Raw genomic sequence first — 15,993 nt, 5'->3', positions numbered from 1 at the left:
CTTTATTTACGCATTTTTGGATCTAACGCGTCACGTAAACCATCTGCTAATAAGTTTAATGCTAAAATTAACATACTAATTACAGCTGCCGGAATAAACATCATATGCGGATATGTTTGAATTGACTTATACCCGTCACTTACTAAAGAACCTAATGATGCTAACGGCGGTTGAATTCCAAGACCAATGAAACTTAAAAACGCTTCTCCGAATACTGCATGTGGAATTGTAAACATTGTCATAACAATGATAGATCCCATTAAGTTTGGCACTAAATGCTTTGCAATTAATTGTGTATTTGTTGCCCCAAGTGTACGTGATGCTAACACATACTCTTGATCTTTCATTTTCAACACTTGTCCACGTACAACACGTGACATTCCAATCCATCCTGTAAGAGTCATCGCAAGTGTAATTGATAGAATACCAGGATCCATTATAATTACCATTAAAATTACGACAATTAAGTACGGAATACCATTTAATACTTCAACGAAACGTTGCATGAAGTTATCAACGCGGCCTCCGTAGAATGCAGAAACCCCACCATATGCAACCCCAATAATTAAATCAATTACCGCTGCTAATACTGCGATATATAAAGATACTCGTGTTCCTTCCCACGTTCTTGTCCAAATATCACGGCCAAGATCATCTGTACCAAACCAGAAATAATCTTTAATATCGCGTTTCTCATACTGATCTACACCATATTGGTCGACACCATCAAAAGGCAACCAGTGAATGTTCTCTAAAACCGGTACTTTCGGCGGTATTTTTGCACGATTTAAATCTTGATCTTTATAAGAATATTTACTCATCATCGGACCGAAAATTGCTAATAGAACAATGAGAGCTAAAATAACCATTCCAAAGACCGCACCCTTATGTTGAAACAGTCTTCTTCTTACATCTTCCCAAAATTTTATACTCGGACGGGCAATAACTTCATTATCTGCATTACTACGATTTGCTGGTTGAAATAAATCTGGAGATATTTTTTGCACATCTTTCATCATTTTTTCCCTCCCGCTAAACGAATACGAGGATCAACTACGCCGTATAAGATATCAACAATAAAGATAACAAGAATGAACAGCGCACTATAGAACATCGTTGTACCCATAATAACTGTATAGTCGTTCACTGGAATAGACTTAACGAACTGTTCCCCTAAACCTGGTACAGCAAATACTTGTTCAACAACAAGTGTTCCTGTCATTAAAGCTGCAACCATTGGACCTAAAATTGTAATGATTGGAATAAGCGCATTTCGCAGTGCATGTTTCACAATAATTACACCTTGACTAAGCCCTTTTGCTTTTGCTGTTAAAATGTATTCTGCTTGCATAACTTCAATTAATTCAGTACGCGCAAAACGAGCTATTGTAGCCACTACAGATACCGCCAATGCAATTGTTGGAAGAATTGTATATTCAAACCCTTTCCAAAACGCTACCGGCAACCATCCCGCTTTTACTGCTACATAATATTGTAATAGTGCCGCAAAAACGAATCCTGGTACAGACATTCCGAGTACCGAAATGAACGTTGCTCCGTAATCAGCCCATGTGTTGGTACGAAGCGCTGCAACAATACCTAGTAATAATCCAATAATAGTACCTAAAACAATGGCTTGAAAACCTAATTGTGCAGATGGACCAATGCGGTCAACAATCATTTCTGTTACTGGGCGGTTATCATATTGGAATGATACCCCTAAGTCCCCTTTAGCTAAATTTTTCATGTAGTGAACATATTGCACTGGTAGTGGATCGTTTAAGCCATACTTCTCTAAAATGATTTCTTTCTGTGCAGGTGATAATTTCTCCTGATTTTTAAGCGGAGAACCTGGCAACAACTTCATTAAAAAGAATGTTAAAGTTGTGATTAAAAATAATGTAATGACCATGTACGCGAAACGTTGTAGTGTATAACGTCCCATAAATAGCACCTCCCCATTTTTTCAAAAGCAATAAGATAGTTTAAAATATTCTTACTATTATCTTTAAAAATAAGAGCATACGCCCATCATAGGCATATACCCTTGAAAACGATGGAATAAACTGCATTATTACTACCATTTGTAATAACCCTATTTAAATATGAATCTAGCAAATCAGGTTCTCTAATTGCGCATTATACACCTTCATCTGTAAAAAATTAGAATTAAAAGAATTATCTCCAAGTTTCTACAATTTTCATTATACATATAATGAGTCGATTGTGAATATAATTTTTTATTTTTTTGTTAAAATTTTTAATTTACAGTGTATTTTGTATATATTTTGTAAAGACAGGACTTAACATTGGAGTTATCTCATTAAAGGAAAATGCGCAATTATATTTTTTTTCTAAAAATTCTTTATAGTACATATTATAACTTTTATAGTATAATAATTCTAGTAATATTTTTACGGAGGGGAAGCATTTGAATACATTTTTTTCACGTATTAGTATACTAACGGGCAGTACAATTGCGATTTCTGGCGCATATGCTGTTATATTTTCTAATTCTTTTTTGTTGAATTTTGTCAATATGATGTTTTATATTGCTTTACTCTTCATTATTATCGGAGGCTTTGTATTTCTATTTCAACGAGGTTTTTTCAATGTAACAATATATGCTTTTAAAAAATTAGGTCGATCCAATAATAAGATTGAATCTTTAATTGAAGGCGAAGAAGAACACGATCCGAAAGAAATATTATATCGAACGTATTCCTTTACATGGACATACCCTATCCTAATTACTGGTATCATATTAGCGGCTTTATCAAGCATTATGAGTTTTGCTGTTTAAAAAATTTGCAAACGATTGATTGTGTGTTATAATAGTACAAAAAATTTATACGTATGCAATGAGAAAGAAGAGTACATATTGAGGCAATTTCAGAGAGCTTGTGGGTGGTGTGAACAAGTAATTGGGCAATATGGAATGGGCTTTTGAGCACCAAACCGAAACATTTTAGGAGTAGGCTTTGGCGTCACATCCAACGTTACAATGGATAAAGAGATTTTGCTTTTCGCAAAATAATTAGGGTGGTACCGCGGTCCATTCGTCCCTATTTTTAGGGATGAATGGGCTTTTTTTATTGGAAAAGCGGAGCCGACTGTTTAGCCCTGTTGTCTAAGGTTCTTTCGCACAGAAAGTGTTTTTACTTTCTCGTGCGGAAGAACCTTAGACAGGAAGGGCTAGGAGGCAGAGCTAGACAATGGAAAAGCGCAAGCGGCTCGCCCAGACTGAGAGGAGGATGGAGCTCCTGACGTAGAGGTGCTTTTTACCTCGCAGGAAGGCGCGAAGCCACCGAACAGTCTAGCTGCTGGAGCTAGACATACCGAAAAGCGCAAGCGGCTCGCCCAGAATCGCAGGGCGTTGGAGCTCCCGACCGAGAGGTGCTCTTTACCTCGACCGAGGGGGCGAAACGACCGGAGATTCTTGCCGCTGGAGCTGGACATACCGAAAAGCGCAAGCGGCTCGTTCAAATCCACAAGACGTTAGGATTCTAGACGGAAATATAAAAACTAAAAACAATACACCTTTTCAAGGAGGAAATAATATGTCAGTTATTTTTTCAGGCATTCAGCCAAGCGGAACCATTACACTTGGGAACTATTTAGGAGCAATGAAGCAGTTTACAGAACTACAAAATGAACACGATTGCTATTTCTGCATCGTAAACCAACATGCCATTACTGTACCGCAAGACCAAGTACAGCTTCGTAAAAATATTCGCAGTCTAGCAGCACTATACTTAGCATGCGGCATCGATCCAGAGAAATCTACATTATTTGTACAATCAGAAGTTCCAGCACACGCTCAGCTTGGATGGATTATGCAATGTACTGCGTATGTCGGTGAATTAGAACGCATGACGCAATATAAAGATAAAGCAAAAGGAAGAGAGGCTGTTCCAGCTGCCTTATTAACATACCCACCATTAATGGCAGCAGACATTTTACTATATAATACAGAGATTGTTCCCGTTGGAGAGGACCAGAAACAACATATGGAGTTAACGCGCGATTTAGCAGAGCGTTTTAACAAACGTTATCGCGAAGTGTTTACAATTCCAGAAGTTCGCATTCCAAAAGTAGGCGCACGCGTTATGTCCTTAACAGAGCCGACGAAAAAAATGAGTAAATCTGATCCAAATCCAAAATCGATGATTAGTTTACTTGACGATCCAAAAACGATTGAAAAGAAAATTAAAAGTGCTGTAACTGATTCAGACGGCATCGTAAAATTCGATAAAGAAAATAAACCAGGTATTTCAAACTTATTAACAATCTACTCTTCTTTCTCAGGGAAAACAGTAGCAGAGTTAGAAGCTGAATACGACGGTAAAGGATACGGCGACTTTAAAGGCGACTTAGCACAAGTTGTTGTAGAAGCAATCAGTCCAATTCAAGAGAAATATAATGAACTAATTAACTCCCCTGAATTAGACGAAATCCTCGATCAAGGGGCTGAAAAAGCAAACCGCGTCGCAATGAAACAACTGCGCAAAGTCGAAAATGCAATGGGACTAAGCAGAAAACGAAGATAAGAAAGAAATGCGGAGGCGGCTCGCATACCGAATTTTGTCGGAGAGTCTTTATTTCGTGTCGAATCGGCGATATATTTCAGATATCGCCGATAAACACCTTACTTCCGCCGATATATCGTAAATATCGCCGATAAACGCATCACTTCCGCCGATATCTTTGTGGGCACACAAAAAAGGAATGATCCGAAAAGGCACATACGCGCCTTTTGGATCATTCCTTTTAATTTACCTTTTGCTCATTTTCCATTTCCCATAACTTTTCAAAGAACGGTTGTCCTCTTACAAGTCGCTCACAGAGCTGTTCGTGTTTGTCTGACCATCCGTGCTTCGCTTCTTCATATAAACGGTTCCATACGTCTTCAAATGGCAGATGTTGCACAGCTGGATATGCTGCTGGATCCCATTCTGTAAACCAATAGCGAATTTCTGCTGGATTTTTCGTTGTATGTAGTTGATCTAGCGCCATAAAGAGTAGTTGTTTTAATTGTCGTTCTTTCCGTGTTAACCCCTTCATCATATGCGGGGAAGGTGATAAGATATGATGTTCTTTTTGCGGTGATTCCCCTTCAAAATCATATGTTTCTGCCTGTACGTTTTCTACCATTTCATACACCATTTGCTCTTGTCTTGGAATCAACCTGCTTTTTCGGATTGGAATGTTGTATCCAATTGTATCAATTGCAATAATTCCTTTTCCGTCTGATACAACAAAACAATATTCCTGCTGCAGCCGTTCATGATTTTTTCGAATATACGCCTTATGATGTACGTCTTCCAATAGTTTTCGCGGAAGTTCTAGTAATTCGTTCTCGATGTAATGATATAATGTGGAATCTACTTTAACTAATGGTACTTGATCTAACAATTCGATCGTATCATCCTTCCGCCATTCATAGAAATGACAGACGTTATACCCGTTTTCTTCACCTTCAAACCAATTTACCCATACATCATGCAGATATAACATTGCTTACCCCTCACTTCACAACTGTTTGTAAATCTCATTATGGTCATCTTTCGTAAAATTTATTCCAAGAGAGGAAATATATTCTTCTTAATTAATTTCTTCCTCGTCCACTGCTGACCCTTCGCTTCTCTTGGAATTTTGAGGTGAAGTTTTATACGGAAGAAAAAGAAAGCGCCCCTTCTAAAATAACTTTCGCATCCATCCCTAATAAAGAAGTTGTGTCCCACTTCTTATGCTCTACACAATCTTTTACGATATGAAATCCTACAGCATACCCAAGCATTTTCGGATAGAATAATCCTCGTCCATTTAGCAATATATCGTGCTCGCGCGTCCCTCGTTGTATCCCCCGCTTATCTTGTATAAACCGGCGCCAAAATGCAATCGCTTCTTCTTTCTCGTAATAAGACACCCACGGCGCATAGCAGCTTTCTCCGTGCCGTTCATACACCGCATGTTCTGCTAATCCTTCCATCACCATTGTATCCAAAAGGGTATACTCTCCTTCCCTCCTCTCACTTGCATGAATCCGACATATATGATGATATTCATGCGTAAGCAATGCCTTTAGCTCAGCAATCGCACTTTGTGAATTTACAAATAAAAACAAAGCATTTCGCATTGCTAATCCTGCTTTGCCGTTATATTCTCGTTGAACAGTACGATTATGCGGATCTGACAACAGAATAAATACCGGTATATTAGGCCCTTTTAACCATTGCTGCAGTTTTTTATATTCTACCGCCAATTGCTCCCATACTCGTTCTTTTTGCAATATGTCTATTTCTTTCTCACCACCTTCTACCGGCCGAAACATTCCTTTTGACACAAGAAATCGATACAACGTTTCTTTCTGGAGCGGAATATACTTTGTAAACTTCTCACAAATTTTTTCCGGCTCTTGATAATGCGTACGCATCCACTCTGCCGTTTGAATCACTCCCATCTCTCCCACTCTCCTTTTTGTTCCATACATATGCAACAAAACGAAAGAAAGCATAAAAAAAGTGCAGATTTTCATCCAATTCATTAAAAAAGCCCATAAAAAAGAAGATAACCATCTACTATATGGACGATTATCTTCATTTCAAATTCTATACATTCAATGGAATTTCTATTATATAAAGGTTCATCACCAAAAGTCGTAGTTGCGTACACTGCACTCCGAGTGGATGCTTTCCGCGGGGCGAGAGTGTACTAAAATGAATTCATCTCAGAAAAATCAACCACATGTTATGGTGATGAACCTATATAAATCCATTTTGTTTTTCAACATACAAATCACCGCCACGCAAAACAAAAAGTAGTCTACACTCGTTTTCTCTCTTTGTTTGAACTTCGCACGTGGTAGAAAAAGGCCCTGACCGCTTCTATGCACGGCCAGGTGCTCTCGACCATCTAAAAAGAAGGTTTTTCAATTTGTATTTATTTATATTCTTTAAATATTAGTGCTGCGTTATGACCACCGAAACCTAATGAGTTACTTAATACAGCACGTACTGTTTGTTGTCTTGCTTTATTTGGTACACAATCTAAATCACACTCTGGATCTGGTGTTTCATAGTTGATTGTTGGCGGAACTACGCCATCTTTAATTGTTTTCACAGATATAATTGCTTCTACCGCACCAGCTGCACCTAATAAATGTCCTGTCATTGATTTTGTTGAGCTTACCGCTACTTTATATGCATGCTCGCCAAATACTTCTTTAATTGCCATCGTTTCATATCTTTCATTCGCTTCAGTACTTGTACCGTGCGCATTAATGTAATCGATATCTTCTGGCTTTAGAGCTGCTTCTTCTAACGCTTGACGCATCGCACGCACGCCGCCTTCACCGCCAGGAGCTGGAAGCGTAATATGGAATGCATCACCTGTTGCTCCGTATCCAACGATTTCAGCATAAATGTGTGCACCGCGCGCTAACGCATGATCTAATTCTTCTAATACAAGAATCCCTGCTCCTTCTCCCATTACGAATCCGCTTCGGTTTTTATCAAACGGACGACAAGCAGTTGCCGGGTCTTCATTGAATGTTAATGCTTTAGCTGAACAAAATCCAGCAACGGCCAGGTTTGTTAACGGTGCTTCCGCTCCGCCTGCAATCATCGCATCTGCATCTCCGCGCTGAATCACTTTATATGCATCACCAATAGAATGTGCACCGGATGCACAAGCGGTCACTGTACATGTATTAATCCCTTTTGCACCTAATACGATGGACACCTGGCCTGCAGCCATATCAGGAATCATCATCGGTACGAGGAATGGACTAACGCGGCGCGCGCCTTTTTCATTAAAAATTTTGAACTGCTCTTCATATGTTTCCATACCACCGATTCCAGATCCAATCCACACACCAATGCGCGGTCCATTTTCTTCTGTAATTTCTAGCTTTGCATCTTCTACAGCCATTTTTGCTGCTGCTACTGCATATTGTGTAAAGCGGTCCATACGACGTGCTTCTTTTTTATCCATATATTTTTCTACTTCAAAATCATTAATTTCCGCGGCTACTTTCACGGGAAATTGATCTGCATCTAAGCGTGTAAGACGTCCGATTCCAGATACACCATTTTTAATATTTTCCCAAGCAGTTTCTACATCCGTTCCTACTGGAGTAACTGCTCCTACTCCTGTAACTACAACACGCTTTTTTTCCATACAAAATACACTCCTTTTCTCTCAGTCCTTATTTACCCCAACGAAGAGCAACTGCTCCCCATGTTAATCCGCCGCCAAAACCAACTAATATGATGAGATCTCCATCTTGAATACGTCCATTTTGCAATTCTTCTACCATCGCAATCGGAATTGAAGAAGCTGACGTATTCCCAAACTTGGAAATTGTCGTACTCATTTTTTCTTGCGGTAAATTTAGCCGTTCTCTCGCTGATTCCATAATACGAATATTTGCTTGATGAGGCACTAAAAAGTCCACATCTTCTTTCGTAATGCCTGCTTTTTCTAAAACGCGAAGACAAGAGTCACCAAGTTGACGAACAGCAAATTTAAAGACTTCTCTGCCATTCATCATAACATATTCATCTTGATAAAGGTGCTTACCACCACTTCCATCTGCTCCTAATTCAAATGAAAGAATGCCTTTCCCTTCTGAAACAGCCCCCATAACAACAGCGCCTGCTCCATCTCCAAATAAAACAGCTGTATTTCGGTCATTCCAATCTACAATTTTAGATAATTTATCGCTACCAACTACTAATATATTTTTATAAGTTCCAGTTTGAATAAATTGTTGCGCTGTAATCATTCCATACATAAAACCAGCACAAGCTGCACCTAAATCCATCGCTGCTGCATGTTTTGCTCCAATTTGTTCTTGAACTACGCAAGCAACCGCCGGAAACGAACGGTCTGGTGTTACTGTTGCAACTAAAATAAGATCAATTTCTTCCCCGCTAATTCCTGCATTTTCAAGTGCTTTTTTTGCAGCCTCTACTGCCATATGTGAAGTATCTATTGTATCATCAGCAATTCGTCTTTCTTCAATTCCTGTTCTTGTTCGAATCCATTCATCAGATGTATCCATTATTTTCTCTAAGTCGTGGTTTGTGACAACTTTTTCTGGCACATATCTCCCGATCCCTAAAATACCTACATTCACATTGCAACCCTCCGATTTATATCAATTCTTATGACTTGGTACTAATTTTAAATGATAAATTTCCTTTTGTCTATATATTATTAATTTGTTATTTTATAGTACATGGCCAGCCTTTCCCGAAAATCACGAAATTCTGGATACAATTTTAAATTGGACAACATTCCTTGAATAACTGGTACTCTCGGCTTGTTCATCTTCATTTCTGCCTCTAATACATCTAAAGTTACCAATAATTCATCATTCTCTACTCGATCTACTAATGTACGTTTTAACTGAATAATTTCATTTACAAATTCTTCTTCATTATGTATAGGAGTTGTATTCACACCACAGAAAAAATGATTCAATTCCCGTTCTAAAATAACTGGTTTTTCCTTGGAACGGTGCAGACCTGCTACAATATCATCCATTCTGTTTAAGATAAATTTTACTGTATATGGTATATCTATATTTACCACATTAAAGATAATCAATTCCGAATATCCACGTGTTATCCCTTCGAACATAGTCATTGCATCCATAAGGTAAGGAATAATCTTTTCTCCATAAATAGAAAGTAAATTGTTTTGATAAAAAGCGTACGATTCCAATTTCATTCTCGTCATAAATGTTTCTACTTCTTTATTAAAAGGAATTACATTTTCTCTCATACACATAATAATAAATTCTTTTTTTTTGTTGTAACTCATAAAACTGACAGTGCAATTGTTTTTCAAACTTCTCACGCGGGGGTAACGATTCTTTTTCGATGTCCATCACTTTATTTTGAATTCCATCATAGTAATACTCTAGCATTGCCGATACTAACGCATCTTTCGATTTAAAATGCAAATAAAAAGCACCTTTCGAAATGCCGCACTCTGTTGCGATTTCTTGAATAGACGTTGCATTCACGCCCTTTAGCGCAAATAACTTAATTGCCGTTTCAATAATTAACCGTTCTTTTTCCTTCATTTTTTTCCTCTCCTATAAAAAACACTCTTATCCGCATTATGACTCATCAGTCAAAAATTGCAAGTAGTTCACAGTATTTTACCTTTTCCATTGACCATTGACCAGTCAGTCATTTATACTTTGATTGTTATGACCGATGAGTCAGTTTTCGTAAAAAGGAGCGTAGAAATGAATAAAATTATTAACTTTTCGTTAAACAATAAGTTCGCAGTTTGGCTATTAACGATTATTATTACGATTGCCGGAATCTACTCTGGTCTTCGTATGAAGTTAGAAACAATCCCGGACATCACAACGCCACTTGTGACAGTGACAACTGTGTATCCTGGCGCTACTCCAGCTGAGGTAACAGAGAAGATTACAAAACCAATTGAACAACGCCTGCAAAACTTAAGTGGAGTAACTGTTGTCAGCTCCTCTTCTTATCAAAATGCGTCTTCTATTCAAGTGGAGTATAACTTTGATAAAAATATGGAAAAGGCAGAGACGGAAGTAAAAGAAGCACTCGCTAATTTACCTTTACCGGAAGGCGTAAAAGAGCCTAAAATTTCTCGCCTTAGCATCAATGCTTTTCCGGTTATTTCATTAAGTGTCACAAATAAAAATGAATCTCTTGCACAGCTAACAGAGCGAGTAGAAAAAGATATTGTTCCAGGCTTACAAGGATTAGACGGCATTGCCGATGTGCAAATTTCTGGTCAACAAGTAGAAGAAGTACAGCTCGTCTTCAACAAAGAGAAAATGAAAGAATTAGGCCTAAGCGAAGATACAGTCAAGAACATGATTAAAGGTTCTAACGTTTCGATGCCGCTAGGACTATATACATTTAAAGACAAAGAAAAATCCGTTGTTGTAGATGGCAATATTACAACGTTACAAGCTTTAAAAGAAATGAAAATTCCGCTTGTTCCTTCTCCAAATCAAGGAAATTCACATGGACCGGCTCAAGTGCAGCAGCCGAATATGAATCCAGCAGGACAAGCATTAGGTATTCCATCTGTATCATTGCAAGATATTGCCGATATTAAAGAAGTTGGAAAAGCAGAATCCATCTCGCGCACAAATGGAAAAGAAGCGATCAGCCTACAAATTGTAAAAGCAGCTGATGCGAATACGGTTGACGTTGTCAATGCTGTAAAAAACAAAGCAAATGATTTTGAAAAGAAATTTGATAATATCGAAATCACTTCAACATTCGACCAAGGTGAACCAATCGAAAAATCAGTGAGCACAATGTTAAATAAAGCAATTTTCGGCGCCATTTTTGCTGTGATTATCATCATGTTGTTCTTACGTAACATTCGAACAACACTTATTTCTGTTATTTCCATTCCACTTTCTTTATTAATTGCAATTTTAGCATTAAAAGAAATGGATATTACATTAAATATCATGACGCTTGGGGCAATGACCGTTGCTATCGGCCGCGTTGTCGATGATTCCATCGTTGTTATTGAAAATATTTACCGGCGCATGGCTTTACCAGGTGAAAAATTAAAAGGAAAAGACTTAATTCGCGAAGCAACGAAAGAAATGTTCGTACCAATTATGTCATCGACAATTGTAACCATTGCAGTCTTTTTACCGCTCGGTCTTGTGAAGGGAATGATCGGTGAACTATTCTTACCGTTTGCTTTAACAATTGTTTTCGCTTTATTAGCATCTCTTCTTGTAGCTGTTACAGTTGTTCCAATGATGGCACATTCTTTATTTAAAAAGGAAAGTGCGAAAGAAAAACAACATAATCATGAAGAGAAACCAAGTAAACTTGCTCATGGATATAAACGCCTTCTAGAATGGGTATTAAACCATAAAATTATTACGTCTAGCATTACGGTTTTATTATTAGTAGGAAGCATTGCACTTCTTCCGATTGTAGGTGTAAGTTTCTTACCATCAGAAGAAGAGAAAACAGTAATCACCTCTTACAATCCAGAACCTGGACAAACATTGCAAGATGTCGAAAATATTGCGACAAAAGCAGAAGATTATTTTAAGAAAAATAAAGATGTGAAAACAATTCAGTTCTCACTTGGCGGAGAAAATCCGATGAGCCCAGGTAAATCGAACCAAGCATTATTCTTTGTTCAATACAAAGACGATACAAAGAACTTTGAGAAGGAAAAAGAAAAAGTTGTGAAAGATCTGCAAAAGATGACAGACAAAGGAGAATGGAAAAACCAAGACTTCTCATCTGGCGGAGGCAACAATGAAATTAAGTTATACGTATACGGCGATAATATAGAAGAAATTAAACCTGTCGTAAAAGACATTCAAAATATCATGAAAAAAGATAAAACGTTAAAAGACGTCGATTCAAGCCTTTCTAAAACATACGATGAGTACACATTAGTGGCAGATCAAGAGAAATTAAGTAAACTCGGATTAACTGCCGCGCAGGTTGGCATGGGACTTTCCAACTCTCACGACCGCCCTGTCTTAACAACAGTTAAAAAAGACGGAAAAGAAATGAATGTGTATGTTGAAGTGAACAAACAAAATTACGAAAACGTCGATGATTTAACAAATCGAAAAGTACAAACGCCGCTAGGTACAGAAGTGGCTGTAAAAGATATTATGACGGTAAAAGAAGGCGAAACGTCTAATACAGTAACAAGACGCGACGGCCGCGTATATGCAGCAGTAACCGCAAAACCAATGACAGACGATGTCGCAAAAGCTACTCGCAACATTCAAAAAGAAGTAGATAAGCTAGACTTACCATCTGGCATTAATGTGTCAATGGGCGGGGTATCTAAAGATATTCAAGAATCCTTTACACAACTTGGCTTAGCGATGTTAGCTGCCATTGCGATTGTATATTTCGTTCTTGTTGTAACATTCGGCGGAGCACTAGCTCCATTTGCGATTCTATTCTCGCTTCCATTTACGATTATTGGCGGCGTTGTTGCCTTATTAATTTCCGGTGAAACATTAAGCATCTCTTCTATGATTGGTGCCCTTATGTTAATCGGTATCGTTGTTACAAACGCTATCGTATTAATTGACCGCGTTATTCATAAAGAACGCGAAGGATTTACGACGCGCGAAGCATTATTAGAAGCTGGCGCGACAAGATTACGCCCAATTTTAATGACAGCGATCGCAACGATTGGCGCCTTACTTCCACTTGCATTAGGCTTCGAAGGAAGCGGACTGATCTCAAAAGGTCTTGGCGTCACAGTAATCGGCGGATTAACAAGCTCTACCCTATTAACATTATTAATCGTACCAATTGTGTATGAAGTAGTAAGTAAATTGAAACGAAAAAATAAAGTAGCTAAATAAAAAAGCGAGACCTTTCCATTAAAAAGGAAAGGTCTCTTTTTTATACCCTTATAATCGATAAGTCACTGCTATGCAGAAAATAACATGACAGCTACTCGCTTTCTCCTTTTGTTTTAACCTTGCACGTGGCAGAAAAAGGCCCTGACCGCTTCTACGCACGGCCAGATGCTCTCACCCACCCTAAAAAGAAAGCGGTTTTTATGTCGGTTTTTCAATTCGTATTTATTTTACTCCTTCGCATCTGCTTTCCCAAGTTCATATGCTTCGCCCATTACCTTCATTAATAATTCCAATACAGGCTGTGCTTTTGCCATATCTAACGCCACGCCGTGATCATCTAAAATTGCCTTTGCTTCTGGTAAATGTTTCATTGCGATTTGTAAAAACTGCATATTTTTTTCGTTCATCTTTCTTCATCCTTTCCACATCAAAACTCTCATTTCCAGTTTACCACGTGTTAGTTGTCTCGTATAACTGCCGATATTGTTTTATGTGAGAAATTTGACGCCCCATCCCCTGTTCTAAAGAAAACTTACTTGGAACAACTACTTTTTCTTCCTCACCTGTTACGCACTCTTTCTCCTGTATTTGAAAAGCACTTGTTTTCTGTAATAGTTCCATTCCTTTTTGCCAGCGATTTTTCTCTTCACTGCAAAGAGAATATAGTTTCCTTTCCATTTTTCTTTGACCAATCGTATATAAATAGTTCGCAACATCTTCGACATATAAAAGGTCACATGTACATTCTTCTACCCTAAGAGAAATCGTTTGTTGTTTTAACTGAGCTAGAATAATATGGTGATATGACATAAATGACGGTTGCCACGGTCCATATACTGTTGGAACACGTAGTATACAGTAATCTGCATCGCCTTTTTGTACTTCTCGCTCAATTTTTGAAAAAAGCATCCGATTTTCATTGCGACTATGAGCACAACTCACTTCTACAGAAGATGAAATAACGAATTTTATTTCTTTTCGTTTGCAATAACTCTCAAAGCGCTTTACATATTGCAATATGGTACGTTCATTTCGAAAATTCTTTTGCTGATTTGGCTCACATAAACAAAAGTATGCAGCATCAATATCTATTTCCTCCAAAGCTTCCCATCCGTCATTATCTCGAAGCGAGAAATACTTAAACAATGCATTTCGACCAATTAAATATAATTTTTCTTCATTTATCTTGGAAACACTATTCATTTCATCAAAATCAAACGCACACACTTCAATTTCTTCTTCAAGAAACTTTTGCACAAGATGATAACCGATAAATGTTAACGCCCCAACGACAATGACTCGTTTCATTTTCTCATCCTCCCCGCATAGATAAAGTGAAACTTCCATCAGCGGGATATTCTTCCCCCACTGATGGAAAGCCCGCCCAATCGGGCTCTTATGGGCAGTTATCTCCCACCTAGCTTCTTAAGAAAAGCGGAAGCGGCTAGACAATGCTTTCACCGAATCTTGAGGTGGGAGTCTTACTGCCCGTTAGCGCGAGATAAAAAGCTCCCTATGTATAGGAGCTTTATAAATCTTCATACCACTTAAAAAACTGACATGCATTTTGTGCCATTTTATACTTCACATCTTGTATATGAAAGGATAATGAAGTCGGACAATTCTCTTGCAAACGTTTCTTTTCATATTCACGAAGCAACTGTTTTCGTTCTTTTTTTTCTTGAGCGGATACAAATATTTTTACTGGAACGGAAGATACTAAATACGGAAATGCTTTCTTTTCAATTTTTCGTTCTAATTCCGATTCAGTTGCATCATATGCTTGCATCAGTTCACGAATTAATCGCTTATAAAAAAATTTGTGCTCCATTTCAATTTCAACGTGTGCCGGTAAATGAAGGCACGGATTAAACATAAGAACAGAGCGCACACACTCAGGGTATTGCGCCATCATTTCCATAGCAACAAGCGCACCCATTCCTTCTGCTATAATATGAATTTTTTCGTTTAAAATCTCCTTTTTCATGACGATATGATACAATCGCTTCGCTAAACGAATCGCCTGTTCATTCCCCCAATGTCTGCCGTATAGATTAGAAGAAAAAACTGTATAACCATTCTTGCGCAATTCGTTTAAAAATTGTAAGCGCCCGGCATGTTGCAGCCATAAACTTGTACCATTCTCAATGAAGTAATTATAGTCACCTAATAACAATATCCCAAATCCATTTGGCTTTTCTGGTAAATGAATTACACATGGCTCTTGTTCTAAAAAGAAAAAACGTTCCGTAATCCTCATGCTTCTCCCGCCTTATATGACAACATCAAATATACTCTTTTATAATGTATGATACGAAGAGCAATTTGCTTTGCAAAAACGACAAATATTTTTTCTATATTCTTTTTCGAGTTATGATACAATAAAGACAAACTGAACGAATAGAGGTGTAATAAGATGCGTGTAATTTGGGCCTTTATCTGGTCGTTCTTGCTTGTGCAAATGATGAGCTACGTAATTAGCGCGATGACGCCAGGTGGTACATACGATTTTGGGCAAGCGTCTATCTTTTCTGTAATTCTTACTGTACTTGTAATCGCAATTGGAGCATTAATTCCAAACGAACCTGCACAGCAACATTAATAAAAAA

13 protein-coding genes, 1 pseudogene and 1 other annotated feature are annotated in these 15,993 nt (G+C 38.0%); of the genes and pseudogenes, 4 read left to right on the top strand and 10 right to left on the bottom strand.

The window, feature by feature from the left end; genetic code table 11:
* Positions 1–2: 2 nt before the first annotated feature.
* Together opp3C and opp3b are read right to left on the bottom strand one after the other, a co-directional pair.
* Positions 3–1,019 carry an oligopeptide ABC transporter permease gene (opp3C, locus tag Q9306_RS03340; protein ID WP_306195270.1) on the bottom strand — a complete coding sequence of 339 codons (1,017 nt, stop codon included), beginning with the start codon at positions 1,017–1,019 and terminating at the stop codon, positions 3–5.
* Positions 1,016–1,945: an oligopeptide ABC transporter permease gene (gene opp3b / locus Q9306_RS03335; RefSeq protein ID WP_306195268.1), complete on the bottom strand. Its 930-nt coding sequence runs from the start codon at positions 1,943–1,945 to the stop codon at positions 1,016–1,018. Before opp3b ends, opp3C begins: the two co-directional genes overlap by 4 nt.
* A 486-nt stretch (positions 1,946–2,431) precedes the next feature.
* Here opp3b and Q9306_RS03330 point away from each other — a divergent pair, with 486 nt between their 5' ends.
* Positions 2,432–2,803 carry a DUF3899 domain-containing protein gene (locus Q9306_RS03330; protein ID WP_371932307.1) on the top strand — a complete coding sequence of 124 codons (372 nt, stop codon included), beginning with the start codon at positions 2,432–2,434 and terminating at the stop codon, positions 2,801–2,803.
* Positions 2,804–2,852: 49 nt separating this feature from the next.
* Positions 2,853–3,070 (top strand) — a binding site (T-box leader).
* A gap of 490 nt (positions 3,071–3,560) precedes the next feature.
* Positions 3,561–4,550, top strand: a complete 990-nt coding sequence (trpS, locus tag Q9306_RS03325) for a tryptophan--tRNA ligase (protein WP_306195266.1) — start codon at positions 3,561–3,563, stop codon at positions 4,548–4,550.
* A 220-nt stretch (positions 4,551–4,770) separates the two neighbouring features.
* Here trpS and Q9306_RS03320 read toward each other — a convergent pair whose 3' ends face one another.
* The 5 genes and pseudogenes from Q9306_RS03320 to Q9306_RS03300 form a co-directional block, all read right to left on the bottom strand.
* Positions 4,771–5,517 carry a YjbA family protein gene (locus Q9306_RS03320; RefSeq protein WP_306195263.1) on the bottom strand — a complete coding sequence of 249 codons (747 nt, stop codon included), beginning with the start codon at positions 5,515–5,517 and terminating at the stop codon, positions 4,771–4,773.
* Positions 5,518–5,668: 151 nt separating this feature from the next.
* Positions 5,669–6,463 carry a DUF2268 domain-containing putative Zn-dependent protease gene (locus Q9306_RS03315; RefSeq protein ID WP_306195261.1) on the bottom strand — a complete coding sequence of 265 codons (795 nt, stop codon included), beginning with the start codon at positions 6,461–6,463 and terminating at the stop codon, positions 5,669–5,671.
* A 479-nt stretch (positions 6,464–6,942) separates the two neighbouring features.
* Positions 6,943–8,181 (bottom strand): beta-ketoacyl-ACP synthase II, encoded by a 1,239-nt coding sequence (fabF, locus tag Q9306_RS03310; protein WP_306195259.1) that lies wholly within the window; start codon positions 8,179–8,181, stop codon positions 6,943–6,945.
* 28 nt (positions 8,182–8,209) lie between these two features.
* Entirely contained in the window at positions 8,210–9,142 is a 933-nt protein-coding gene (fabH, locus tag Q9306_RS03305) for a beta-ketoacyl-ACP synthase III (RefSeq protein WP_306195257.1), read from the bottom strand.
* 80 nt (positions 9,143–9,222) lie between these two features.
* Positions 9,223–10,096 (bottom strand): annotated as a pseudogene (locus tag Q9306_RS03300) (TetR/AcrR family transcriptional regulator).
* 168 nt (positions 10,097–10,264) lie between these two features.
* Here Q9306_RS03300 and Q9306_RS03295 point away from each other — a divergent pair.
* A complete protein-coding gene (locus Q9306_RS03295; protein WP_306195256.1) occupies positions 10,265–13,384 on the top strand; it encodes an efflux RND transporter permease subunit in 3,120 nt (1,039 codons plus the stop codon).
* Positions 13,385–13,611: 227 nt separating this feature from the next.
* On the opposite strand, the gene Q9306_RS03290 is transcribed toward Q9306_RS03295, so the two are convergent.
* The 3 genes from Q9306_RS03290 to Q9306_RS03280 all read right to left on the bottom strand — a co-directional run bounded on the left by Q9306_RS03290 (position 13,612) and on the right by Q9306_RS03280 (position 15,644).
* Positions 13,612–13,791, bottom strand: a complete 180-nt coding sequence (locus Q9306_RS03290; protein WP_020059831.1) for a ComZ family protein — start codon at positions 13,789–13,791, stop codon at positions 13,612–13,614.
* Between the two features lie 40 nt (positions 13,792–13,831).
* The gene (locus tag Q9306_RS03285; protein WP_306195254.1) at positions 13,832–14,692 is read right to left on the bottom strand and encodes an NAD-dependent epimerase/dehydratase family protein; all 861 of its coding nucleotides are present in this window, start codon (positions 14,690–14,692) and stop codon (positions 13,832–13,834) included.
* 220 nt (positions 14,693–14,912) lie between these two features.
* On the bottom strand, positions 14,913–15,644 hold the full coding sequence (locus tag Q9306_RS03280; protein ID WP_306195252.1) for an alpha/beta fold hydrolase: 732 nt from the start codon (positions 15,642–15,644) through the stop codon (positions 14,913–14,915).
* Between the two features lie 156 nt (positions 15,645–15,800).
* Here Q9306_RS03280 and Q9306_RS03275 point away from each other — a divergent pair, with 156 nt between their 5' ends.
* Complete coding sequence (locus Q9306_RS03275) at positions 15,801–15,986, top strand: YjzD family protein (protein WP_306195250.1); 186 nt, start codon at positions 15,801–15,803, stop codon at positions 15,984–15,986.
* Positions 15,987–15,993: the final 7 nt, after the last annotated feature.

The organism is Bacillus multifaciens (assembly GCF_030756675.1).
Taxonomy (GTDB): Bacteria; Bacillota; Bacilli; order Bacillales; family Bacillaceae_G; genus Bacillus_A; species Bacillus_A multifaciens.
This window is presented reverse-complemented; position numbering and strand designations above follow the sequence as displayed.

What these genes read in the sequence shown, in the direction of transcription:
- opp3C (WP_306195270.1), bottom strand. Translation starts at nt 1,019, where the DNA reads ATGATGAAAGATGTGCAAAAAATATCTCCAGATTTATTTCAACCAGCA.
- opp3b (WP_306195268.1), bottom strand. Translation starts at nt 1,945, where the DNA reads ATGGGACGTTATACACTACAACGTTTCGCGTACATGGTCATTACATTA.
- trpS (WP_306195266.1), top strand. Translation starts at nt 3,561, where the DNA reads ATGTCAGTTATTTTTTCAGGCATTCAGCCAAGCGGAACCATTACACTT.
- Q9306_RS03320 (WP_306195263.1), bottom strand. Translation starts at nt 5,517, where the DNA reads ATGTTATATCTGCATGATGTATGGGTAAATTGGTTTGAAGGTGAAGAA.
- Q9306_RS03315 (WP_306195261.1), bottom strand. Translation starts at nt 6,463, where the DNA reads ATGGGAGTGATTCAAACGGCAGAGTGGATGCGTACGCATTATCAAGAG.
- fabF (WP_306195259.1), bottom strand. Translation starts at nt 8,181, where the DNA reads ATGGAAAAAAAGCGTGTTGTAGTTACAGGAGTAGGAGCAGTTACTCCA.
- Q9306_RS03295 (WP_306195256.1), top strand. Translation starts at nt 10,265, where the DNA reads ATGAATAAAATTATTAACTTTTCGTTAAACAATAAGTTCGCAGTTTGG.
- Q9306_RS03290 (WP_020059831.1), bottom strand. Translation starts at nt 13,791, where the DNA reads ATGAACGAAAAAAATATGCAGTTTTTACAAATCGCAATGAAACATTTA.
- Q9306_RS03285 (WP_306195254.1), bottom strand. Translation starts at nt 14,692, where the DNA reads ATGAAACGAGTCATTGTCGTTGGGGCGTTAACATTTATCGGTTATCAT.
- Q9306_RS03280 (WP_306195252.1), bottom strand. Translation starts at nt 15,644, where the DNA reads ATGAGGATTACGGAACGTTTTTTCTTTTTAGAACAAGAGCCATGTGTA.
- Q9306_RS03275 (WP_306195250.1), top strand. Translation starts at nt 15,801, where the DNA reads ATGCGTGTAATTTGGGCCTTTATCTGGTCGTTCTTGCTTGTGCAAATG.